The organism is uncultured Campylobacter sp. (assembly GCF_938045345.1).
GTDB lineage: Bacteria > Campylobacterota > Campylobacteria > Campylobacterales > Campylobacteraceae > Campylobacter_B.
In genome coordinates, this window is sequence record NZ_CALIMS010000046.1 from 19637 (window position 1) to 42048 (window position 22412).

At 47.3% G+C, this 22412-nt stretch carries 23 protein-coding genes and 6 tRNA genes; 14 read left to right on the plus strand and 15 right to left on the minus strand.

The features are described 5' to 3' along the window. Positions 1-66 precede the first annotated feature (66 nt). Positions 67-834 (plus strand): hypothetical protein, encoded by a 768-nt coding sequence (locus Q0144_RS08155; RefSeq protein WP_298063197.1) that lies wholly within the window; start codon positions 67-69, stop codon positions 832-834. Positions 835-1351: 517 nt separating this feature from the next. On the opposite strand, the gene Q0144_RS08160 is transcribed toward Q0144_RS08155, so the two are convergent. The 6 genes from Q0144_RS08160 to Q0144_RS08185 form a co-directional block, all read right to left on the minus strand. After that, positions 1352-1915, minus strand: a complete 564-nt coding sequence (locus Q0144_RS08160; RefSeq protein ID WP_298063199.1) for a ribonuclease HII — start codon at positions 1913-1915, stop codon at positions 1352-1354. Further along, the gene (locus tag Q0144_RS08165; RefSeq protein WP_298063202.1) at positions 1912-2337 is read right to left on the minus strand and encodes an RDD family protein; all 426 of its coding nucleotides are present in this window, start codon (positions 2335-2337) and stop codon (positions 1912-1914) included. The genes Q0144_RS08160 and Q0144_RS08165 overlap by 4 nt, the downstream gene beginning before the upstream one ends. A 97-nt stretch (positions 2338-2434) precedes the next feature. Next, positions 2435-3046, minus strand: a complete 612-nt coding sequence (gene pyrE, locus Q0144_RS08170; protein WP_298063205.1) for an orotate phosphoribosyltransferase — start codon at positions 3044-3046, stop codon at positions 2435-2437. Between the two features lie 3 nt (positions 3047-3049). Next, positions 3050-3607 carry a ribosome recycling factor gene (frr, locus tag Q0144_RS08175; protein WP_295150138.1) on the minus strand — a complete coding sequence of 186 codons (558 nt, stop codon included), beginning with the start codon at positions 3605-3607 and terminating at the stop codon, positions 3050-3052. Positions 3608-3708: 101 nt separating this feature from the next. Beyond that, positions 3709-4230: a preprotein translocase subunit SecG gene (gene secG, locus Q0144_RS08180; RefSeq protein WP_298063207.1), complete on the minus strand. Its 522-nt coding sequence runs from the start codon at positions 4228-4230 to the stop codon at positions 3709-3711. A 94-nt stretch (positions 4231-4324) separates the two neighbouring features. Next, a complete protein-coding gene (locus Q0144_RS08185) occupies positions 4325-5020 on the minus strand; it encodes a Bax inhibitor-1/YccA family protein (RefSeq protein ID WP_297880079.1) in 696 nt (231 codons plus the stop codon). Between the two features lie 131 nt (positions 5021-5151). Between Q0144_RS08185 and Q0144_RS08190 the strand changes: the two genes are divergently transcribed. Genes Q0144_RS08190 through Q0144_RS08205 form a run of 4 tightly spaced genes read left to right on the plus strand, consistent with a single transcriptional unit; the run spans position 5152 to position 8797 of the window. Continuing rightward, the gene (locus Q0144_RS08190) at positions 5152-5820 is read left to right on the plus strand and encodes a carbonic anhydrase (RefSeq protein WP_297943776.1); all 669 of its coding nucleotides are present in this window, start codon (positions 5152-5154) and stop codon (positions 5818-5820) included. Further along, complete coding sequence (locus Q0144_RS08195) at positions 5786-7900, plus strand: mechanosensitive ion channel family protein (RefSeq protein WP_298063213.1); 2115 nt, start codon at positions 5786-5788, stop codon at positions 7898-7900. Before Q0144_RS08190 ends, Q0144_RS08195 begins: the two co-directional genes overlap by 35 nt. Next, positions 7893-8066, plus strand: a complete 174-nt coding sequence (locus Q0144_RS08200) for a hypothetical protein (RefSeq protein ID WP_005870938.1) — start codon at positions 7893-7895, stop codon at positions 8064-8066. Before Q0144_RS08195 ends, Q0144_RS08200 begins: the two co-directional genes overlap by 8 nt. Then, positions 8066-8797: a superoxide dismutase gene (locus tag Q0144_RS08205; protein WP_298063216.1), complete on the plus strand. Its 732-nt coding sequence runs from the start codon at positions 8066-8068 to the stop codon at positions 8795-8797. Before Q0144_RS08200 ends, Q0144_RS08205 begins: the two co-directional genes overlap by 1 nt. A gap of 269 nt (positions 8798-9066) precedes the next feature. On the opposite strand, the gene Q0144_RS08210 is transcribed toward Q0144_RS08205, so the two are convergent. The 5 genes from Q0144_RS08210 to Q0144_RS08230 form a co-directional block, all read right to left on the minus strand. Continuing rightward, a complete protein-coding gene (locus tag Q0144_RS08210) occupies positions 9067-9288 on the minus strand; it encodes a hypothetical protein (RefSeq protein ID WP_298063218.1) in 222 nt (73 codons plus the stop codon). Between the two features lie 960 nt (positions 9289-10248). Continuing rightward, positions 10249-11382 (minus strand): toxin-antitoxin system YwqK family antitoxin, encoded by a 1134-nt coding sequence (locus tag Q0144_RS08215; RefSeq protein WP_298063220.1) that lies wholly within the window; start codon positions 11380-11382, stop codon positions 10249-10251. Positions 11383-11541: 159 nt separating this feature from the next. Further along, a complete protein-coding gene (locus Q0144_RS08220) occupies positions 11542-12054 on the minus strand; it encodes a DNA-deoxyinosine glycosylase (protein WP_298063222.1) in 513 nt (170 codons plus the stop codon). A gap of 346 nt (positions 12055-12400) precedes the next feature. Continuing rightward, entirely contained in the window at positions 12401-13612 is a 1212-nt protein-coding gene (locus Q0144_RS08225; protein ID WP_298063224.1) for a molybdopterin molybdotransferase MoeA, read from the minus strand. After that, a complete protein-coding gene (locus tag Q0144_RS08230; protein ID WP_298063226.1) occupies positions 13609-14907 on the minus strand; it encodes an MFS transporter in 1299 nt (432 codons plus the stop codon). The genes Q0144_RS08225 and Q0144_RS08230 overlap by 4 nt, the downstream gene beginning before the upstream one ends. Before the next feature lie 105 nt (positions 14908-15012). Here Q0144_RS08230 and Q0144_RS08235 point away from each other — a divergent pair, with 105 nt between their 5' ends. From Q0144_RS08235 to hcp, 8 genes are all read left to right on the plus strand, one after another. Further along, positions 15013-15642 carry a non-canonical purine NTP pyrophosphatase gene (locus Q0144_RS08235; protein ID WP_298063228.1) on the plus strand — a complete coding sequence of 210 codons (630 nt, stop codon included), beginning with the start codon at positions 15013-15015 and terminating at the stop codon, positions 15640-15642. Between the two features lie 74 nt (positions 15643-15716). After that, a tRNA-Pro gene (locus tag Q0144_RS08240) sits at positions 15717-15793 on the plus strand. A 5-nt stretch (positions 15794-15798) separates the two neighbouring features. After that, positions 15799-15875 (plus strand) — tRNA-His (locus Q0144_RS08245). A 6-nt stretch (positions 15876-15881) separates the two neighbouring features. After that, positions 15882-15958 (plus strand) — tRNA-Arg (locus tag Q0144_RS08250). Positions 15959-15973: 15 nt separating this feature from the next. Continuing rightward, a tRNA-Arg gene (locus Q0144_RS08255) sits at positions 15974-16050 on the plus strand. A 49-nt stretch (positions 16051-16099) separates the two neighbouring features. Beyond that, a tRNA-Leu gene (locus tag Q0144_RS08260) sits at positions 16100-16184 on the plus strand. A 14-nt stretch (positions 16185-16198) separates the two neighbouring features. Then, positions 16199-16273 (plus strand) — tRNA-Asn (locus tag Q0144_RS08265). Between the two features lie 273 nt (positions 16274-16546). Then, positions 16547-17875 carry a hydroxylamine reductase gene (gene hcp / locus Q0144_RS08270; RefSeq protein WP_298063230.1) on the plus strand — a complete coding sequence of 443 codons (1329 nt, stop codon included), beginning with the start codon at positions 16547-16549 and terminating at the stop codon, positions 17873-17875. A 727-nt stretch (positions 17876-18602) separates the two neighbouring features. Here the strand turns inward: hcp and Q0144_RS08275 are convergent. Both Q0144_RS08275 and Q0144_RS08280 read right to left on the minus strand, forming a co-directional pair. Then, positions 18603-18758 carry a hypothetical protein gene (locus tag Q0144_RS08275; protein WP_297997360.1) on the minus strand — a complete coding sequence of 52 codons (156 nt, stop codon included), beginning with the start codon at positions 18756-18758 and terminating at the stop codon, positions 18603-18605. Between the two features lie 13 nt (positions 18759-18771). Further along, entirely contained in the window at positions 18772-19602 is an 831-nt protein-coding gene (locus Q0144_RS08280) for a pyridoxamine kinase (protein WP_298063232.1), read from the minus strand. Positions 19603-19776: 174 nt separating this feature from the next. On the opposite strand from Q0144_RS08280, the gene menA reads away from it, so the two are divergent. Then, positions 19777-20679 carry a 1,4-dihydroxy-2-naphthoate octaprenyltransferase gene (menA, locus tag Q0144_RS08285; RefSeq protein ID WP_298063235.1) on the plus strand — a complete coding sequence of 301 codons (903 nt, stop codon included), beginning with the start codon at positions 19777-19779 and terminating at the stop codon, positions 20677-20679. 537 nt (positions 20680-21216) lie between these two features. On the opposite strand, the gene Q0144_RS08290 is transcribed toward menA, so the two are convergent. Both Q0144_RS08290 and Q0144_RS08295 read right to left on the minus strand, forming a co-directional pair. Further along, a complete protein-coding gene (locus tag Q0144_RS08290) occupies positions 21217-21426 on the minus strand; it encodes a DUF2695 domain-containing protein (protein WP_298063237.1) in 210 nt (69 codons plus the stop codon). 447 nt (positions 21427-21873) lie between these two features. Continuing rightward, a partial coding sequence (locus Q0144_RS08295; RefSeq protein ID WP_298063239.1) for an aryl-sulfate sulfotransferase occupies positions 21874-22412 on the minus strand: 539 nt, incomplete at its 5' end.

Sequence of the window (22412 nt, forward strand, 5' to 3'; positions counted from 1 at the left end):
TTTACCCGTTTTTAAGCAGGGGGGGGTAGCATTATTTTCTAGAAAATTCACTTCAAGGAGTTAAAGATGAAATATGTGCTAAGTGTCGCGCTGGCGGCATTGTTTTTAGCAGGATGCGGCGAGGACGAAGTAGAGCTCGTGAAAAACTATACTTTGCCTGATTTCAAGTCGATGAGTATCGGCACGGCGATCGAAGGCTCGAAAATCTGCAAAAGTGTTACGTGGAGCAAAGAGGAAAACGGCGGATTAAAGACGGTTAGGATGGTCTGCGACGTGGATATGGAGCGCATGAAAGTAAAGATAGTGCAAGATAAAACCGAGAGCCTTAAATCTTATAAACAAAGAGCATTGGATACATCTTTAAATAATGCTATGATTTATTACAAAAGTAAGGTCTATGATGAGCAAGGCCTGCTTAAGCTAGCAAAAGAACACTGCAAACTCAATGAGGTAAAATTCCAAGAAGCATTTAAAACTAAAGGCAAAATAGAATTCGACGATGAAGACAAGATAGTTGATTGTGACGATAAATTAAAAGGGGAATTTCAAAAAGAATATAGCGTTGATTATATTATAGAATATCTTAAGAGAGCCGTCTATTACTCGCAGCTAACAGTAGAGCAATATGATGCAGTTTTTGGACGCAAAAAAGTAGAGTATCCATCAAAAGCTGTTATTGAGCTAAATTTTATCGTCAATGCCGATAAAAGCATAAGTTTGTCGGATAAATTTATGGTGACCGAAGATGTTGCCGATGATATTATCAAAACAAGTTCGTTCACTGGTAAAAGGGTGGCAGAAGACGCCTTAGTAATTTTCTACGAAAGAAAGTAAGCACCTCATCTTGCGGCTAAATTTTATAAAATTTTAAAATTTAGCCGCTTTTTTGTATCAAAATTTCATTCAAGATTTTACGTGGATTTTAAATTTAAAGCACGATGCCTTCTCGCCGTCAAGGCTAAATTTAAATTTAGCCTTATTGCGGTGCGCGGGCTGAATTTACGCTGCGCGGAATTTTAAATTTTATTCGGACGCGGATAAGCTAGCGAGCCGAGCTTGCGGTTTTAGATAAAAATTCCGACCTTGTACGGGCTCTTGCGAGATATGAAAGCGCGGTTAAAATTCCCACAAGTAGCGCAAGAGTAGGTCATAGCCGAGAACGCAGGCTGTGGGCTATTAAATTTCTTGCTAGCTAGGCAAAAAGCGTATTCGCCTGCCAAAACTAGCGATTATCGTATCGGCTGAAATCGGCGTGCTTTGCATTCAAATATGAGTTTCGGCGTCGTTTGCCAACGGAGTATCAACCGAACGGCAGACTTTGTCTCGCTGATCGAGCAAGCTTGCTGCCGCGTTAATCAAACAGCGAGGGTTGCAGCGATTTGATCTTATAGCTTGCGCGGTGAAAAGGCGTGAATCCGTACTGCTCGATCGCCGCGATGTGTGCGGCCGAGCCGTAGCCTTTGTTTTGCGCGAAGCCGTATTGCGGGTAGCACTGTGCGAGCTCATACATCGTGCGGTCGCGCGTAACTTTGGCGAGGATGCTTGCGGCGCTTACTTCGGCGATTTGCGCGTCGGCTTTTACGAGCGTCTGAAGCCCGCGTACGCCGAAGTTTGCGTTGCCGTCGTAGATGATCTGTCCGCTAAAACCCATAAAATACGCGAGAATCTGCTCAAGCGCCGATCTTAGACACGAGCTTAGGCCCACCTCATCGACCTGTGCGCTTGAAATTTCGACGATTTTGTAGCACGAGTTTTCGATGATCTGGGCGTAGAGCTCCTCGCGGCGCTTTTCGCTTAGCTTTTTGCTATCGGCAAGGCCTGCGATCTCGCGTTGCAGCACGCAGCCCGCGACGCAAAGCGGTCCCGCAAGACAGCCCCGCCCCGCCTCGTCGATACCGCAAATCTGCCCGCTCACTGCGCGTCCTTTCGCACGACGGGCGCAGTCCCGCTTAGCAGGTCGTGTAAATTTAATCTATCTTTGCGGAAAAAGCAGATCAAAAGCCCGATGACGCTAAAGCCCGCAAACACGAAGCACGCAAAGCGAGTTAGCGCCCTAAAGAAGCTTACTTTGCGCCCGCTGCGAACGTCGATGAGGTAAAGCCCTGCGAGCTTATAGCCTGGCGTCTGGGCGCTGCGGGCGTAAAATGCCGCGCAAATCGCGCCGTACACGAGCCAGATAAGCGCGATCGCGGCTTGGTTACGCCACAGAGCTTCCTTTGAGCCCAAGACGAGATAGGTAACGCCGTAAAATAGGGGCATTGCGATGATGAAAAGATCGACGATGAAGGCCTTTACGCGCAGAAAAATCGGCGAAATTTTAGCTTTTTGTTTTGCCATTTTGCTCCGTTTTGGATTAAATTTTAAAATTCCGGCGCGTTAAAGCTGAAAGAATAAAATTTAATCTCGTTGCGGTTTGTTAGCAGCAAATCGGCGTCTAGTTTCCGCGACTGCCGGGCTTGATCGCCTTGCTTCCGGCAGCGCAAAGCGGGCAGGTCGCGGGCTCGTAAATTTCAAACTCGAAATTGCCTAGCGCAAAAAACGGCTTATCTGCAGGCAGCTTGGCGCCCTCTTTTGCGCTGCTGCCCGATAAATTTGCGACCTTGCAAAATCCGCGATTGGCAAGCGCGGCAAAGCCCACGACCTCTCCGCCGAGGTTTTCGATGAGCCTGGCGCTCTCAAGAGCCGAGCCGCCCGTCGTGATGATGTCTTCGCAGACGATAAATCTCTCGCCCTTATGCACTTCAAAGCCGCGGCGCAGGCTCATTACGCGATCTACGCGCTCGGTAAATATGAAACGCTTTTTCGCCGCGCGAGCTAGCTCGTAGCCCGCTAAAATTCCGCCCAGCGCGGGCGAGCAGACGCTGTCAAACTCCACGCCCGCTTTTTCGATGATAGCGGCGAGTTCGTCTGCGAGCTGTCCCGCGAGCCGCGGATCCTCAAGTACTTTGGCGCTTTGCAGATAAAATTCCGAGTGGTTGCCGCTTGAAAGCAGAAAATGCCCTCGCAGATATGCGCCGCAGTCGCGATAGATTTTTTCTATATTCACAGCTCAGACCTTCAAAAGCTCGGCTTCTTTGGCCTTGACTGCGTCGTCGATCTTGGCGGAGTAAGAGTCGGTGATCTTTTGCACCTCGTCGTAGCCCTTTTTAGCGTCGTCTTCGGAGATCGCTTTGTCTTTTTCGAGCTTTTTGATTTCGTCGTTGGCGTCTTTGCGGACGTTGCGAATGCCGATTTTTGCTTTTTCGCCCATCGCTTTGGCCTTTTTTGCGTTTTCTTGGCGTTGCTCGATCGTCATCGGCGGGAAAAATAATTTTACGCTCTCGCCGTCGTTAGTAGGGTTTACGCCGATATTCGCCGCTGCGATCGCGCTTTCGATCGCCTTTAGCATCGGTTTTTCCCACGGAGTGATCGAGATCGTTACCGCATCGGTCGAAAGGACGGTCGCGACCTGATTTAGCGGAGTCTGCGAGCCGTAATAATCCACGAAAATATGATCCAGGATCGCCACGCTCACCTTGCCGGTGCGTAGCGTCGTAAAGTCCTTTTTCAAAGCCTCGATAGCTCGATCGCCGTTTGCTCTTTGCTCTTTATAGATAGCTTCTAGCATTCAAATCCTTTAAATAAAATTTGCGAAATTATAGCGTTAAAAAAATAAGAATAGCATTTAAAAGCGCGGATTTTGCGCTTTTAAATTTTAAAATTTAGAGTTTATTTGGTTGTGTTTTGATCTGCGGAAGTAGCGCTAGCATTGGTATCGCTTGATGCTTGCGACTGGGCAGGCGCGCTAGCTGCGGTAGTATCGGTCGCAGGAGCTGCGGGCGCTTCGATTTTCGTATCCGTTGCATTGGTCTCGCCGCTAATTATGAAATTTGACTCAGTGCTTGCCGGAGCGAAATTAGGCTTTGCGCCTGAAGCTGGTATGGATGGCACGCTAGGGACAGCGTTTGGCACGGATTTAGTAGCATTTGCTTCGATCTTTACGCGATCGACTACGGAAGATTTAGCATCTTGCTGATAGAAATATGCGAGCACAAGTGTATTTATCACGAATAAAATTCCCATCGCGGCGGTAAATTTAGCTAAAAATCCAGCTGGACCCTTCGCACCAAATAAGCTTTCGTTGCTTCCGCTGTATGCGCCAAGTCCGATAGAAGAGCTCTTTTGCAGTAGAACGGAGATCGTAATTATCACGGCAAAAACGACTTGTAAAACCAAAAATAACGTAGTCACTATAAAACCTTTTGAAAAAATTGAATTTGCGATTATAATAAAAGATTTATAAATTTTAAGTTAAGAGTGCACCGCACGAAGCGGTGCGTAAAATTTAGTCTCTACTTGCGCCGAAAATTCTTAGCAGCGAAAGGAAGAGGTTGTAGATGTTTAGATACATATCTACGGCAGCCATTATCGGTGAAGTATAGGTGCCGTTTATAATATTTTTAGTATCGTAGATGATATACATCGAAAAGATTAAAGCCGAAAAAGCTGAAATCGCTATATCAAGCACGGTGCTTTTGAAAAAGAAGTAGTTCAAAAGGCTTAGTACGATAATAGCCACAAGCGATACCAATAGCGGCTTGCCCCAAGAGTCGAAATTTGTCTTTGTATTCATCGCATAAACGGTGAGAGCACCGAAAGTAATCGCCGTAGCCACGAACGCATGCGTTACTACGTCTCCAGCGCCTGCTGCGATATAAATAGCGATCAATTTACCTAGAGTAAGACCGGTAATAAAGGTAAATGCAAAAAGCAAAACCAGCGCGATCGTGTTGGCGCCGCGATTTACGGCTGCCTGCATACCGAAGATCAGCCCCATTAAAACTACCAGATATAAAATCGGATGAAGAGCCAAGCTCACGCCGAAACTCATCGCCACAAAAGCCCCTGCCGCCGCAGCTATCATCGAAGCGGTTAGAAGCGCGTAGGTTTGTTTAATGGTCTGAGAGATTCGTCCTTGTTCCAGTGATGCGTCCGATAGTTCATAGCCGTCCGCGTAATTTCGTCTGTCGTATAGACTCATATCTTTCTCCTTCTTTTGATTTATGAGCGGGGAGTTTAGCGAAAATTTGGTAAATATATAATTAAAAATTCGCAGAATTCTATCTATTTATGAAAGTAATATATAATTCCCGACTTTTTTAAGGAGAAAGTATGCCCAGCCAGTTAATAAATGGAGCTATTAAATTTATGGAAGAAAATTTTGCCGAGCATGCCGAGCTTTTCGGAAGTCTGGCAAATCATCAAAAGCCCCACACGCTTTTTATCGGCTGCTCCGACTCGCGAGTGGTGCCGAGCCTAATTACCTCGACGCTTCCAGGAGAGCTTTTCGTCGTACGAAATATTGCAAACGTCGTTCCTCCATACCGCATTAGCGAGGAATTTTTAGCGACTACCTCAGCGATTGAATACGCGCTGTATTCGCTAAATATCAAAAATATCATCGTTTGCGGGCACAGTAACTGCGGAGGCTGCGCGGCGCTGTTTTATGACGCAAAAAAGCTCGAAAAAATTCCAAACGTAAGGCGCTGGCTAAATTTAATGCAGCCTGTAAAAGACGAGGTCGAAAAGCTCAAAGATCTCGGCGCCGACAAGCGCGAGTGGATCACCGAGCGGCTAAATATTATAAATTCCATGCAAAATTTACTTAGCTTTCCTGGCATCAAAGACGCCTACAAAAACGGCGAGATTAAAATTTACGGCTGGCACTACGTCATCGAAACGGGCGAGCTATTCAACTACGACGACGAAGGCGCGCATTTTACGCTATTAAATAAGGGAATGGATTATGAAAAAATCTATAATCAGCTTTTTAACGATTAGTCTTTTTAGCGTCGCTTTAGCGTTTGCAGACCTCAACACGACCGGCGAGGGAAGCTTTGTAGAGACGAATTCTTCTACTCCCGAGGCAAATCTTACTTTAGAAAACAACAAAACCGAGATCAAAAAGGAAGTCGCTAAAATCCTATCCAAATCCCTCGGTGCGGAGGATGGTAATAAAACTGAAGTAATAAATATGATCGCAGAAAAGGTCGCCAAAACGGAGACTTCACAGAAAAAAACTCCTAACGGCGAGACGCTTATCTCTGTAATCAAAGAGATTAAAAAGCTAAATTTGCAGCGCAACTCCCTGCTTAACGGCGGCGATGCCAACGCGAGCAAAAACGAACTGGACGCCATCGATCGCAATAAAGCCAAGCTCTTTGATCGCCTACCTTTCGCGATTACGCAGCAGGATATGGATATCGAAAGCATAATGTCGTATGCTCAAAATAAAAAGAACATCCAAACTACGCTAAAAAAATACGCCAAAAAGCAGAGCTCTCCCGAATACGTAAATGCAAGCGCGGATTTGGAAAAAATGGAAATGGCGGAGATCTTTTATACCTCACTTATGAAAATTGAGGATATGTTTGTAAACGGCGCAAGCAGAAGCGCGCTTGAAAGCGAGCTAAGTAGTACGCTACTAAATATCCAAACTAGGGATTTTAGCAAACTTAATGATTTGAAAAATAATCTAAGCAGTCAAGAGCAGATAGACGCCTTAGAGTCTAAAATCAACGATTTGAAAAACGATAAGCAGACCTACGACGAGGTGCTTACGTATCTGTCGCGAAATAGCGATCTACTCGCAAGCAGCGTGGTTTTTACGAGCTTAAATTTTAAGTCGGTGATCGATTATATCAACGATAAAATTCCGTTTAAGCTCAGCCACGTAAATTTCGGCAAGCTCATTTTGATCACGCTGATTACGCTATTTTTCTACTCGCTTCGCAGACTGCTCGCTAACATCATCTATTTCGTATTTAAATTCTTTAATAAAAGCTTTTCTCTGGATAGCGAAACTCTAAAAACGCAAGTAGTAGGCATTATCAAGCGTCCGATGGGTATTTTGCTGATTGCTTATTCGGTCGATATCTGTCTTAGTATATTTTATTATCCGGCGCCTGTGCCGATAAAATTTGCAAATTTATTCTCGATCGTTTACGTGGTGCTTTGGGCATGGCTCATCATCGAAATCATCGATGGTTACGGTATTGTCGTGCTTGGAAACATCACAAAAAAAGGCGTCAGAAAAGATATCATAAATCTGGTTGTTAAAATTCTATACGTCATAGTAATCATCATCGCCGCACTTTTGGTACTAAAGCGTCTAGGCTTTGACATCTCGGCGCTTATGGCATCGCTTGGAATCGGCGGACTTGCGATCGCATTTGCAACCAAGGACATCATCGCAAATTTCTTCTCATCCGTGATGCTATTATTTGATAATTCATTTTCGCAAGGAGACTGGGTCGTATTAGGAGACATAGAAGGAAACGTCGTAGAAACGGGCTTTAGAAAGACGACGATCAGAACCTTTGACAATGCTCTTGTTTTTGTGCCGAATTCCAACATAATGGCGCAAAATATCAAAAACTGGAGCCGCAGGAAGGTAGGACGGAATTTAAAGCTTACCATAGGCGTCGAATACGGCGCGAGCACGGCTCAACTGCGAAAGTGCGTAAACGACATCAAAGAGATGCTCAAATCTCACCCGGGTATCGCTCAGTCTGCCGATACGGCGCTAAATTCCAAAGATTTTCGTATGCGCTATAGACAAAATATGGTCTCTATCGACGATTTAGCGGGCTATAAAAGCACCATGTTCGTGGCGTTAGATAGCTTTGGCGATTCGTCCATTAATATTTTAGTTTACTGCTTCACAAAAACCGTAATATGGGCAAATTTTATCCAAACTAAAGAGGATGTTTTATTTAAAATAATGGAGATCGTGGAGCAAAACGGGCTATCGTTTGCCTTCCCATCACAGAGCGTTTATATCGAAAATATCCCGGAAATAGCAAGTGAATGCGTAAAATCAAAAGTAAATTCCAACGACAAAGGAGAGCAAAATGGCTGATTTCGATGACTTCGAAGACGAAGAGTTCGATGAGGACGAATACGAGGACGATGATTTAATCGGAGGCGACGAGAGTTACAACTACAACTACGACGAGGATGATTACAGCTACGAAGACGACGATGGTTTTAACGATTATAGCGATTTGGACAGCGAGGATTATTAGTGTTTAGATCCAGGGCGCTGCCTTTTGATCCGCGCACGAATAAAATCGCGAGCTTGCAGAGTTTGAAATTTCACCACGGCGGGCTTTGCGTGGACTACGTCTCTGCCTTAAATCGAGATATAGCGGACACGCCGATACAAAACGCAGATCTTTTTACGATCATCACGCAGTCGTTCAGGGAGGCGCGCGGCGAGGAGTGCGAGTTTTCACAAATTTCAAAGCTTTATCAAATTTGCCTAGGTTTTAGCCGTATTTTTAACAACGCTTCTGAAATTTACAACCACGATTTTTACTTCGATTGTATCGCGCAGCCCAGCGAGCCTAGCGGCGAGCTAGCGGACGCTTTAGCGCAGGCTTTCGGCGGGATGGAAAATTTTAAAAACGAGTTTTTAAAGCGCGCGCTGGGGCTTTTCGGTAGCGGCTGGTGCTGGCTCGCGTGCGACGAGCGCGGCGCAAATTTAGAAATCATCACGACGCAAAACGCAGACACGCCGATCGTGCGCGGCAAAATTCCACTGCTTGCCTGCGATCTTTGGGAGCACGCCTATTATGCCGATCATCAAAATGCGCGCAAGTTCTACGTGGAGAGCTTCTTGCATTTTGCCGACTTCGGCTTTGCAAGCGACGCCTATTCATGGGCGAAAAAGCAAGGACTTGACTCCGCAAAGCTCTACATTAGCGAGCTTCATCCCGCCGCTTCCTCGCGCTGCGATTGCGGCTGCTGCGGATAAATTCGGACTTTTGCCGAGTAAACTTTAGCGCTGCGGATTTTCGGTTCTCTATGCCCGCCGCGCGCTAAATTTCAAATGGCTACGTCTTCCAATGCCTGTATTTTGCCGTACGGATACTGCGCTATACGACCTGTAGTGCTCCTCTGAGAGCGCTCCCGGCTTGCCGCGCTCTAAATTTACGCAAATTTGATTTTGAGCCCATTTGGCGTCCACGGATTAAAATTTAAGATTTTTAATTTGAAGTTTGTTTGACCATAGCTCACCACTCGTTACGTGCCAAATTCCGAGTGCTTCTCCTTTTCAGCGCTTATATCTTGTGCGCAAATACCGCGTTGCACAGACCTTATGTGAAATTTCGCTTTATCTAGCTCTGCTTTCTTAAAATTTCCACCGCCCGCGTATGGAAATTTAACGCTACGAGCGAGCATCTTGCAAAATTTTAAAGTTGCAAATAAGCCCACGAAATTTTCATACTGAAATAAGCAGCGCATTCTTTGCTTCCGTAATTATATAGAGAGGCACTCTCTACCTCCCTGCCTTGTTCACCCATGCCCTATTCGTAAAATTTTGTTTAATAAAGCGGTTGGTAAATTTTAAAATATCAGCCAGATAAAATTTGCCGCGCCAAAGACAAGGTTGCGGTGAATTTGAATTTGGGCCTGAATAGCACGGCTTGCGAACCGTGGGCTAAATTTAGCGAAATTTGATCGTCAAATTTTACCCTTTCGGCGGTTAAAATTTCAGTGCCGTTTCGGTTTAAAATCCCGCTTTAAATTTTTAAAATTTGCGCTACTTTAGAAGGCTAGTTCATTATGTCTAAAAGACGAGCCGTATCGAAAGCCAAGCTATGCCGCGTCGAGCGATACCTGCGCGCTATGTGCGCCAAAATACGGCGTGGAATTTTAACCGCATCAGCTCAAATCACGCGACGAGTTGCGCTGCACGAGACTTCGTTAATTAAAGCACCGAGCCGTATTTGCGCGCCCTATAAAGCCGCTCGGCATAGAATTTTACTCGTTTAAACGCAGCACATCGCTTCACAAACATAAAATTAGTCCGTTAAGGCGGCACTATTCGCGCGGCATGAACGCCAAACCAAAAGTGCAAACCACGTTCGCTTAAATTCAAAGTCATACTCAATAAAATCCAAAGCCGTACTCACTCGAAACGTAAAGTCGCACCTATTTAAAGCGTATAGCCACGCTCAATCAAAATTTGTCCGAAACGCGAAGCCGAGATCAATCGAAACACGAAGTCGTGTCTATTTAAAGTATAGAGCTACGCCTAATAAAATTAAAAACCGCCTTCCCTCAAAGCACGAAACCGTTCCGCTCAAAAATATTGCGCCTGTAAAACGTAAAGCCGCGTCTGCTTAAAATTCAAACCCTATTTCAAATTTTAAGCCCACTCAAAGCCTCAAATCCACTTAAAATTTTAAAATTTAGCCCGCTTTACTCCCTTGCTAGCCCGTTTTTATCGGATTTGTCGCTGATTAGTTTGCCGCTTTCGTCGTATTTTTTGGCACGCACGAGCCTACCGCGCTCAAACTCGCCCTCGGCTTCGAGCTTTCCGTCTGCGTAGTAGTGCTTCGCCGTGCCCGTTTCCAGGCCATCCTTGAACGTAACTATAGCCTTGAGCGCGCCGTTTTCGTGATATGTTTCGTATAGCCCGTGCTTGCGCCCGTCTCTGAACATTACCTTCGCCGCAAGCGCGCCGCCTTCGTAGTATTCGCGCACGGTGCCGTCGCGCTCGTCGTCTTTGAAATTTTCGACTACGCGCGTCTTGCCGTCCTCGTAAAACCACTTCCAAATTCCCTGTTTGCGGTCATCCTTGTATGCGCCCATCTGCTTTAGCGCGCCGCTTTCGTAGTACCATTTTTCCGTGCCTTGGCGCTTACCCGCCTTATAGTTTCGCACGCCGCGCACTTTGCCGTTTTTGTAATAATCCATGTCTTTACCGTTTCGCAGCCCGCCCTTATACGGATGGCGCGCGCTTACTTCGCCGCTTTCGTAGTAGTCGGTGAAAACGCCCTCGCGCCTATCCGCTTTATACGCGCCCTGCTGCTTTAGCTTGCCGCTTCCCTGATAATACAGCTTGTAAAAACCCTCGCGCTTGCCGGCTTTGTATTCGCTCTGCGACCTCAGCTCGCCGCTATCTGCGTAATAGCTCTTCGCGACGCCGTCGTACAGGCCGCCCTTTAGCGGATATTCGTTTGAAGGCTTATCTCTGCCGTCAAAGTAATCGCGCTGAAGCACCGCGGTGCCGTCCTTTACGTCGATCTCTCTGATAAGCGTCGGTGGCAGCGGCTTTGCTCTGAGGTAGACGACGCCCATAAAATTTACGTCGTAGAGATCCTCGGCACTATAATGCAGCACCTTAAGCGTCCCGCTATAGGGCTTATCCGCTACGAAATATAGGCCGTTTTTCAGGACCGGCTCGGGCTTCATTACGATTTTTGGCTCCAGAGCTTGCGCGCCTAACGCTAAAAACGGAAGCAGGAGCTTTAATGCGCTTGAAAAAGCGAAATTTCGCATTAAATTTAAGCCCAAATTGAGCGAATTTTGCGCGGCTTTGCGGGTTTTCATATTTTGCTTCCTTTGGCTCGGTTAAATTTAAAGAATTTTAAAATTTGAAGCTAAATTTTAGATAAATCCTCGCGGAGTTTGGACTGAGGATTTGGTTTATGGCGTTAGACGCGCGCCGTGTAGGTAGGCCTATCGCGTGCTGTTTAACGGAGCTAAGCGCTAAATTTCGGCGCGCTTTAACACATCCGCGACGATCGTCCACTCGCCAACGAGCCTTTCAAAACTAAAATTTGCATTCGCAGGGCTAGTCGAGGGTAGCTTGACGGGTTCTTTGCCCGTTGTGTTTAAAATTTGAGTTTTTAGGTATTTTTCGCAGATTTCGTGCGCCTTGCCGCCGTTTGCGTAAACTTGCGCGATGTGCGCGCCGCTAAAGATCGGCTCTAAATTTGCAGGCACGACGGCGGTCATTTTGGCGTCACTTGAGCCCTTTATCTCGCAGCAGATCGCAGCGTCGTAGATGGCGATGCGGCGGGCGAGCAGGAATTTTATCTTTTCCTCCGTGCTCGTAGGCGGCGGCGCGTTTAAAATTTGCGCCAGCACCCGCCAGAAGCGATTTTGCGGATTTGCGTAGTAAAAGCCCAGCTTGCGAGAGGGAGCGGAGGGAAAGGAGCCGAGGATTAAAATTTTAGAATTTTGATCGAAAATCGGCTTAAAAGGGTGAGTTTGGCTCATTTTACACCCGCTTTGTATTCGCCGAAAACGCCCGCCGGAGCGCTATAAAATTTATCTTTCATTTTCGCTTATCTCTCGTAAATACCCGAATTTTGCCAGTGAAACAGCTTGGGCTAAAATTGCGCGGCGGCAAAGATTTCGGCGCGCCTGCTTGTTCTGATACGGCGCGCGGTAAAAATTATGATGAGCCTATCGCGGCGCGCGATTTGGGTCTAAATTTCAACTTTTCAAAGCCATAAAGTAGAGCTTTCGCAGCCAAATTTAACGTCTCGCGACGGCAAAATTTTAACCTTTGTGGCAGTTAAAATTCCGTCCGCCGCCGCAACCGCCTCCGAACCGCTGTGCGCTAAATTTTAGGTACTGAGATTACGCGTACGAGCTCGCCTTTTTTGAGCTCCTTGACCTCTAGCGGCGCGACGAGCAGGACGCTATCGTCGTCTAAATTGTTCAAAATCGCGCTGGAGCCCTGCTTTTTGCTTTGCAGGCTAACAAAAAGTCGCCCTTCTCTGTTTTGCAAGACGGCGGGCATAAACTCCAGCCACGGCGTCTTTTTTACGTAGTCGTGATCCAAGATCGCACTAAATTCCGTGTTTTCGTGCATGCCGAAGGATCTTCGCAGATATACGCGCAAAAATAAAATGCACGTAATGAGCGCCGAGAGCGGGAAGCCCGGGAATGCGAAGATATATTTTTCGCCGGTTTTAGCTACGCGCACGTGGCGGCCCGGTTTGATCGCCGCACCTTTTACGATTAGCTCAAATTTTGACTGTAGCGTGCTTTGTACGAAGTCGTAGTCCCCTACGCTCACTCCGCCGCTTGTTAGAAGTATGTCGGCGCTCTGTAAAGCCGATAGGATCGCGCCTTCTAGCTCTTTTTCGTCGTCGCGTACTAGAGGCATTATCATCGCTTCGCAGCCTAGCTGCGTTACTAAATTTGCAAGCGCGATGTGGTTGGAGCTGTAAATTTGAGCGTCGTTTTCGAGCTTTTCGCCGAGGTCTTTTATCTCGCTACCGGTGGCAAGGATCGCTACTTTTGGGCGGACGAATACGCTTATGTGAAATAGCCCTAGCTCGGCTAGCAGCGCGATCTGCGAAAAGCCGAGCTTCGTGCCGCTACGAAGCAAAAGCTCGCCCTCGCGGTAGCTCTCGCCCGCCGCGCGCACGGCAAAGCCTGCGGAAACGGGCTTTGTGACGACGATCTCGCTGTCTTGTACCTGCACGTTTTCGATCGGCAGAAGCGTGTCGCTACCCTCGCACATTAGCCCGCCGGTGAATGTTTTGACGCACTCGCCCGCTTTTGCCGTGGCGCCAGGCATCTTGCCCGCAGGCGTCGTGCCGACGATCTTAAATTTAGCCCCCTCGCTCAGATCCGCGCCCTTTAGCGCGTAGCCGTCCATCGCGGCGGTCGGGCGGCGCGGAGTGCTGAAAGGCGCCGCGACGTCGCTTGCCAAAATACGCCCTAGCGCCTGAGTGATCGCGACTTTTTCGATGCGCGATGACTTTTGCACCGTATTTGCGAAGCGCTCCATCGCGCTTTCAAATTTTTCAAATTCCATCATTTGCCTCCTACGATTTTATAAATTTGATCTTCATTTATCAATTTCGAGTTAAATTTCACAACGAGTTCGCCATCGGTCTCGTAAATTTCAATAATGCCTTTTACGCCCTGTAGTGTGGAAAAATCGCCGCCTTTAGGAAAGTATAAATTCTTAAAAAGTTTTGGATCGCTCAGCCTAGAAAGTAGCGCAAGCCAGATCACACCCAAAACCGCGACGCCAATGCCTAGCGCTTCGATGCCAATTTTGCCAAAAAGTGCGCCGCCGCAGAGCCCGCCCAAAAAACTGCCAAAAAATCCGAACGAATTAAAAATCCCAAGTGCGGCGCCTTTTTGAGCGACTTTGGCAAATTTGGACGCAAGGCTTTGCATAATGGGCTCATGCGCGTTAAATCCCACGAAAAAGAGCATCACGCCCACCACGAAAGCGCTCACCCCGCTAGCAAACGCAAAAATCAAATACGAAGCGATGAAAAAGCAGATGCCGATAAGTAGAATTTGCTTAGCTAGCGCGCGCTTTTCGCCTAAAGCGCCGCTCGCACCCATCGCAGTAAAGCCGAAAATAGCGCCTAGAGCATAAATTTTGGTCAAATCACTTTTGGAAAGTCCGAATTTTTGCACGAGCAAAATTGGAATTAGAAAAAATGCTGCCGTCATGAAAGATTTTTGAAAAAAATTCGTTAAATTCATAAGCATTAAATTTTTGTCACTCAAAAGTGAGCCGAGCGGGACCTTTTGGCGCAGGGAGCGGATATGCGGTTCGGTGGGTACTACGAAAAAAAGCAGCATCAAACATAAAAGCGTAAGCGCTGAACTTAGATGAAATAGGCTGGCAAGCCCAAATTTAGCGCTTAAAAGCGGACTTAAAATCATTGCGACACCAAAGCTCACGCCTATCATCGCGCCCATTACCGCCATCGCCTTACCGCGCTCTTCCTCTCGCGTAAAATCGCTAATTAGTGCGGTAGCTACGGCTCCTACAGCACCGCAGCCTTGCAAAAAGCGCCCAAAAATCATCGTATAAATATTCTCGCTAGCCGCGCAAACGCAAGCGCCCAGGATAAAAAGCGCCAGTCCTATCGCAAGGGTTTTTTTACGTCCGATCTTATCGCTTAGCACTCCAAATGGCGTTTGCAAAATCACTTGCATAATCGCATAAATTCCAAAAAGTAACCCCACTAGGCTTTCGTTTGCGCCGTGTAAGCTCAATGCATACAGGCTAAGCACGGGCAGCAAAATAAATAATCCAAAAAACCTCGTAGCGATGATAAAACTAAGCGGAAGGACGCTTTTTAGCATAATCTTAGACCTCAAATAATATGAAATTTGTGCCGATTATAGCCAAAAATCGTAACGAATTCTTTGATTTTGGGTAAAATGGCGGCTTAAATTTAAGGAGAGCGGATGAAAATTTTACTTGCGACGAGCAATAAAAATAAGGTAAAAGAGATAAAAGAATTTTTCACGGGATACGACGTGTGCGCGCTCGGCGAGGTGCTGGATCCTTTTGAGATCGACGAATGCGGCACGAGCTTCAAACAAAACGCGCTTATTAAAGTTCGCGCAGTGTATGAGGCCCTAAAAAGTAAAAATTTGCAGAGCGAATTTTTCGTGCTAAGCGATGATAGCGGTATCTGCGTGGACGCGCTGGGCGGGGCTCCGGGGATATTTTCGGCACGCTTTAGTGGAGAGGGTGCAACGGATGCGAGCAATCGCGAGAAATTAGCAAGGAAGCTGAGGGCTTTAAGCTTAGACTCCTCGCCCGCGCATTACACGGCGGCGATCGCGCTAAAATGCGATCTGGGCGAGTTTTGCACGCACGGATTCATGCACGGCACGGCGATCTGCGAAGAGCGCGGTCACAACGGCTTCGGATACGATTTTATGTTTATTCCGCGTGGATTTGACCGCACAATCGGAGAGCTGCCCGCTGAGGTGAAATTTAAAATTTCGCACCGTACGAAGGGGCTGGCGTTGATGCAAATTTTGTTGAAAAATTTAGAAAAACAGATGAGGCTTGCTAAATTTCATTAAATTTAAAGCCGTAAAAAGCGGAATTTAAGAAAAAATATATATAATACGCTTTTTATTCAATCCACGAAAATCTTCGGAGCGTAGCGCAGGCTGGTAGCGCATCTGGTTTGGGACCAGAGGGTCGAAGGTTCGAATCCTTTCGCTCCGACCATTGTGGTGAGTTTAGCTCAGTAGGTTAGAGCATCAGATTGTGGTCCTGAGGGTCGTGGGTTCGATTCCCACAACTCACCCCACTTTATGCGCTCGTAGCTCAATTGGATAGAGCAACAGACTTCGGATCTGTAGGTTGAAGGTTCGACTCCTTTCGAGCGTACCACTGATTTGATATTTTGCGCTCATAGCTCAGTTGGATAGAGCAACGGCCTTCTAAGCCGTAGGCCAGAGGTTCGAATCCTCTTGGGCGTACCATATTAAGCTCATATTAAGAGCTTTTTGGCTAATATGCGCTTTCTTTTTTGCGGATGTGGTGAAATTGGCAGACACACCAGACTTAGGATCTGGCGCCTCACGGCATGAAGGTTCAAGTCCTTTCATCCGCACCATCCATTCTACGCGTTCCGGATTAGCTCAGCGGTAGAGTAGGCGGCTGTTAACCGCTTGGTCGCTGGTTCGAATCCAGCATCCGGAGCCATATATACTCAAAAATTCCTTTAGACCCCTGATTTTATCGATGTTTAAAGAGCTTTAAGTTTTCTTAGTTTTATAAAAATTTGTTCCAGAAATTTTTTAATATTCTAATTTCTCGTTATGCTTTCTAAGCAATCTAGAATACCTTTTATAAAATTTAAAATTCTCATTTTGTAAATAAATTTGATAAAATTTAGCCATTTATTGATTATAATCAATTTTTTTGCCTAAATAAAATCTTAAAATTACTAACTAAATTTTTTATAAAGGATTTTCTATGAGCGACAATATAGAGATGTTCTGTCATCAGTGCCAAATGAGCGTACCCGAGGGCTGCGGCGCAAAGGGTCAAGACCGCGGCACCTGCGGCAAAACCTCGACGCTGGCGTTACTTCAAGACACTATGGTTTTCGGGCTTAAAGGCCTTAGCGCCTACCGCCACCACGCACACGAGCTCGGCGCCGATACTAGCGCGGTCGATACCGTTATGGCGGATACGTTGTATTTCACGCTGACGAACTCAAATTTTAACTTTGACGAGCATATCGCGCAGCTGATGGCTGTCGGAAGCGCGGGCGTGCAGATGATGGATATCTTAAGCGAGGCGCATACCGCAAAATTCGGCGTACCGACCCCAGTTAAAGTTAGCCAAAACAAAGTCGAGGGCAAGGCGATTTTGGTCAGCGGACACAACCTGCACGCTCTTGAGGCGCTGCTAAAAGCGACCGAGGGCAAGGGCATCAATATCTACACCCACTCCGAGATGCTTCCTGCACACGGCTATCCGCAGCTTCGCAAGTATCCGCACCTAAAGGGCAACGTCGGCAAGGCGTGGTTCGATCAGACCAAGCTTTTTAACGAATTTAAAGGCGCGATTTTGATGACCACGAACTGCATCGTGCCGCTTCGCTCGTCCTGTAGCTACGCAGACAGGCTGTTTGGCTACTCTATCGCGGGCACAGACGGCGTCAAGCATATCCAAAACGACGATTTTACGCCGCTCATCGAGTGCGCGCTTGCATGCGGCGACGTGAGTATGGACAGCGACGAGAGCTTGGTAACGGGCGGACACTACAAGACGATTTTGAGCCTCGCGCCGCAAATTTTAGACGCGATCAAATCTGGCAAAATCCGCCGCTTTTTCGTCATCGCGGGCTGCGACGCGCCGGGCAAAGGACGCGAGTATTACCGCGAGCTAGCGCTTAGCCTGCCGAAAGACTGCGTGGTTTTGACCTCAAGCTGCGGCAAATTCCGCTTCAACGACGTGGATTTTGGAACCGTCCCTGGCACCGAGCTTCCGCGCTACATCGATCTAGGCCAGTGCAACGACAGCAACGGCGCGGTCAAGATCGCCCTGGCGCTTAGCGAGGCTACGGGCATCGCCGTAAACGACCTGCCGGTCTCGATCGTGCTGATGTGGATGGAGCAAAAGGCGGTCATCATCCTGCTTGCGCTGTTTAGCCTAGGCGTTAAGAATATCAACGTTGGCCCTACGGTGCCCGAGTTTTTCAACGACGAAATTTTGGGCTTTTTGGTGCAGAATTTCGGCCTTCGCCTAATCAGTGGCGACGCGCAGGCGGATCTGAAATACTTCCTGGGCGAATAAATTTCGTAACGAGCAAATCGGGTAAATTTAAAATTCGGCAAAGCTTCGATTTTAAATTTACCCTTTATATAGCGCTTTTAGCGGAGCTAGCCGATCCACTCCGCGGCTATTTTGCGCCGACGCTCATATTTAAATTTCACGACTATACCGTCCTTCTTAATTTAAATTTTAAAATTTCATAATCTCACTAAATGCTTCGAAAAATTTAATTAAGTGCCTTTTTACACATTCAAATTCCAATCGTCTTTGCTATTACAATCCTTCTTTTTCTGTGTAAGTATTTATCTTATCCGTATCGCTGCCGCTTATAGTAACCGCTATAGTGTAGCCGTCTTGATGCTTGGTATCTCATAAAATTTTCCGTATCATCTCATTTTTCGCTATCAGATATTGAAATTTAGTGCCGTTAATTTTATATCCATCTTTATTTAATTCTTCAAGCATCCTCTCTAATAATCGCTAAAATTTTAAATAAATATAGGATTTAAATACGGATTTTAATCTAAATTTTGAGAATACTTTATGAATGCACGGCTTGTGGGAATAAAATTTTAAGCAGATTTTGTGCAAAATTTCAAAATGCAGCTCAAGCTCGCAAACAGATAAATTCACTGCAGCCTTGCGTTTAGAATTCCGCGCTAGTGATAAATTTCGCATCTTTACGTCGATGCAAATTTTAAAATTCTATGCAGGAGATAAAATTATAAGCCCGTGCAATGCATAAATTCTAAAATTCCACGTCGCCTATAAAATTCCATGCCTCACACGACACATAATTTTGAAATTTTAAAATTTCACGCCGCAGATGAAATTTAGGAATTTCCTTTTGCGGTAAAATTTTAAAGCTCTCCCACAAATCCTCTGTCCGCGCGGCGAGTTCCAAATCCGTCTAGAACTTAGATTTTCCTCACCAGCTCGGGAATTATCGCTTCGAAATCGACCCCTTCGTAGTCCTTGCGCTCCTCGTCGCTCATCGTCTCTTTGATCGTGCTGACGACGAAGTCCGCAGCGACTCGAACCGCCGTTTCCAGCGACTTGCCGCGCATTATCGCGCCGAAGGCTACGGCCGCGAAAATATCGCCGGTGCCGTTAAATTTGACCGGCAGCAGCTCGTGAAAATACTCATTCGTCCTGCCCGTGCGTGCATCGTAGCTGAAAACCCCGCACTGATCGGCAATGTAGCCGATGCCCTTTAAAATAACCTGTCTAGCGCCCAGCTCTCGAAGCCTTGCAAGCAGATCCATGATGAAATCCCTATCCGCATCCTCTCGGTACGGCACGCCTGTAATCGCGCAGGCCTCGGTGATATTGGGCGTAATGACGTCGGCTTGAGCGCACAGAAGCGCCATCATACGGGCAAAATCCTCGTTAAAGCCAGGATAAAATACGCCGTTATCGCCCATACAAGGATCGACCAAAATGGTCTTGCCCGCGCCGCCGAAGCTCGCAAATAGCTCGCTCATAATCTCGATCTGTGCCGCCGAGCCCAAAAAGCCTGTGTAAATGCCGTCAAATACCACTCCGCGGTCTTTCCAGTGCGCCATGATCGCGCGTATTTGAGAGCTTAGATCGCAAAAGGTGTAGCCCGAAAAGCCCGTATGCATCGATAAAACCGCCGTAGGGATCACGCTTGTGCTCATCCCCATTGCGCTTAGTATCGGCAAGGCGACGGTCAGCGAAACCTTGCCCACGCAGGATATATCTTGAACGGTAAGAACTTTTTTCATCACAATTCCTAAAATTTTTGGCTCTATTTTACCGCTATTTATATTAAAAAGGCGAATTTAAATAAAATTTACTCTACGAATAGTCTAAATTTATAATATTTTTGGCGTTTTTCCGCTAAATTTTATCTCGAGTTCGCCGTAAATTCGGCTCTAAAAATCAACAAAAGGCAAAAAATGATAACCGCAAAGGCTCTTTACGCATCAGCTCGCCTCAGATCGCTACCGCTTAGCGTCTCGGGCGTGTTGCTCGGTAGCGGCGCGGCATACGGCGCGGGCGTATTTAGAGCGGATATTTTTGCGCTGGCGCTGCTTACGACGCTGCTGTTTCAGGTGCTAAGCGATTATGCCAACGACTACGGCGACGCGGTAAAGGGCACCGACGACGATGGCAGGCTGGGGCCGCGCCGCGCGATCCAAACGGGGCAGATGAGCGCCGAGCAGATGAAGCGCGTCATCATCGCTACGGCGCTGCTTTCGGCGCTTTGCAGCCTCGCGCTAAGCGTTTTGGCGTTTGGCGAGCGGTTTTATCTCGTGCTGCTATTTTTAGCACTAGGCGGAGCGTCGATATATGCCGCGATCCGCTACACCGTGGGAGCCGGCACATACGGCTACAAGGGGCTCGGCGACGTTTTCGTGTTTTTGTTTTTTGGACTACTTAGCGTACTTGGCTCGTACTTTTTATACGCGCGTTCGCTCTATGCGGCGCTGCTGCTGCCTGCGTGCGCGTGCGGGATGTTAAGCACGGCGGTGTTAAATTTAAATAATATGCGCGATATCCAAAACGACGCGCTCAAAGGCAAGCGCACGATCCCCGTTCGTATCGGACTGCGCGCAGCCAAGCTCTACCACTTCGCACTGATTGCGGGAGGGGCGGGTCTAATGCTCTGCTACTCGCTTTTACGCGGCGAGCCGGGCGTAAAACTACTATACGTAATTAGCTTTGCGCCGCTTATTTGGCATCTCTTTTTCGTCTTAAAAGTGAGGGAATGTCGCGACTTTGACGGGCAGCTAAAGGTCGTCGCGCTCTGCACGTTTGCGATGTCGGCGCTATTTTTCGTCGGGGAAATTTTGGCCTAAATTTAAATGCCGCGCAGATAAAATTTACGTCGGCACCGCAGCAAAGTCCTCTCGCGCAAAAGCGCTTTGTGCGAGTTCTCCTAATCTTGCAATCAACCTGCTTGTCGCACAGCAAAGCGTCTGCGGCAAGCTCGCTCAATGAAAACGTCCATAGCATATCTCTGTCCGCCTGATGGCTACCGCAATAAAATTTAAGGGGGCAAACTCCAGGTCTCCTCGCCGTCTTGTATCGTTAAATTAAGCGAGCAATACCGCTCTTAAGTCCATACAAGCCCCGTCACACCACGCTTTAATTGCCGTTTTGACGGCGAGTTGCCCGCCTTTTGCGTCAAATTTAAAAACTAGAGCATTAATTCTACAAAAGGCCCGCGTGTTTGGCGTGGTGGGCTTTGTGCTTATTGCACGGCGGCAGTTCGCACCGCAAACGTTGCTTTAGCCCTACTTTTGAGCCATCGAGCCGCTAAAATTTTACTAAATTTTACGCACCGCCTCTTTGAAACGATGCTTGCAAAACCATGTCTTTCTGCACATAGCCCCTTAAAATTCGAAGCAATTTTGCACGTTGTTTAGAACTTCGCGGTCGCAATATCCGCCGTTTTGCTCGCAAAAGTCCAAAACCGCCGTCTCATTCGGCGCGCGCCGAGCTCGCAAGAACTCCAACGTGAGGCTATGCGTACCGTCGCAGCCACGATGCGCCAAGCCCTCGTCCAAGAACTCAAATAGCCGCTCAAACTCCGCCCTACTCATCGGCAGGCTCTTTTCAAATGCATCTCGCTGCCGCTACGCCGCGAGCTTTTTGAGTTCCTTTTTTCTAGATTTTTCCACTCTTTCTCCTTTGCTGCGCCGCCTTGCCGCACGAATATCCTTTGGGCGCATTAACTTCATACCCGTCGTCCCCCGCCCCAAGCGGGATGCAAATTTCATCCAAACCGTGCGCTACCTCGTCTATACCGAAATAACGCTTATTAATTTTAGCAGAGCGAAATTATAGCAAAAGCAGAGCGCGAAATCGCAAATCCGATGATTAAATTTTATTCTAGAATAAAGAGCTATGTTTTCGGCTAAATTTTGCCGTACCGAGGGATAAAATTTAGCAAATTCAGATGAAATTCTATCGAGTAGATGTGTAGAATTTGACCATAATCTAAAACAAAAGCGGCCGCGTTCGAAATACGGCCGCTAAATTTTAAAATTTTACTTCTCAAACGCCTTTTCTGGGCTAAACGGAAACGCCTGATAGCCCATCGCGTTGGTCATTTTTATTTCGATTGACGGCTCTTTTGCGCCCCACTCAAACTCGTTGATGTGAGGGCTAGGTACGCCGACCGGGCGGCCTTTGGCGATGTCAAACTGCATACCCGCGACCGCGGAGTAAACCATCACACTATCAAGGTCGTCTTGATACTGCGCGAGCGATGTAACAGAGCTGTACCACTCGCTGCCGCGCTGTTTGCCGTACTCCCAGAGCTGCTCGACGGTTTTAGCTTTTTCGTCGATTTTATAGACGACTGCGCGGGAGTATTTCATGCCCGCCATCGCAGGCTGCTCCATACCGCGGGTGTCGCCGTTGTCAAAGACGGTTAGATACACGACGCCTTTTTTAGACTTGCTGTCGATTCTAAATGCCGTGTGCTGCGTCCACTGCCAGTCAAATCCGCCCTTTTCGCTCTCGTAGCCAGGGCATTTTGAGTACTCGTCCTCGCAGACGATCTTTTTGCCGTCTTTATCCACCG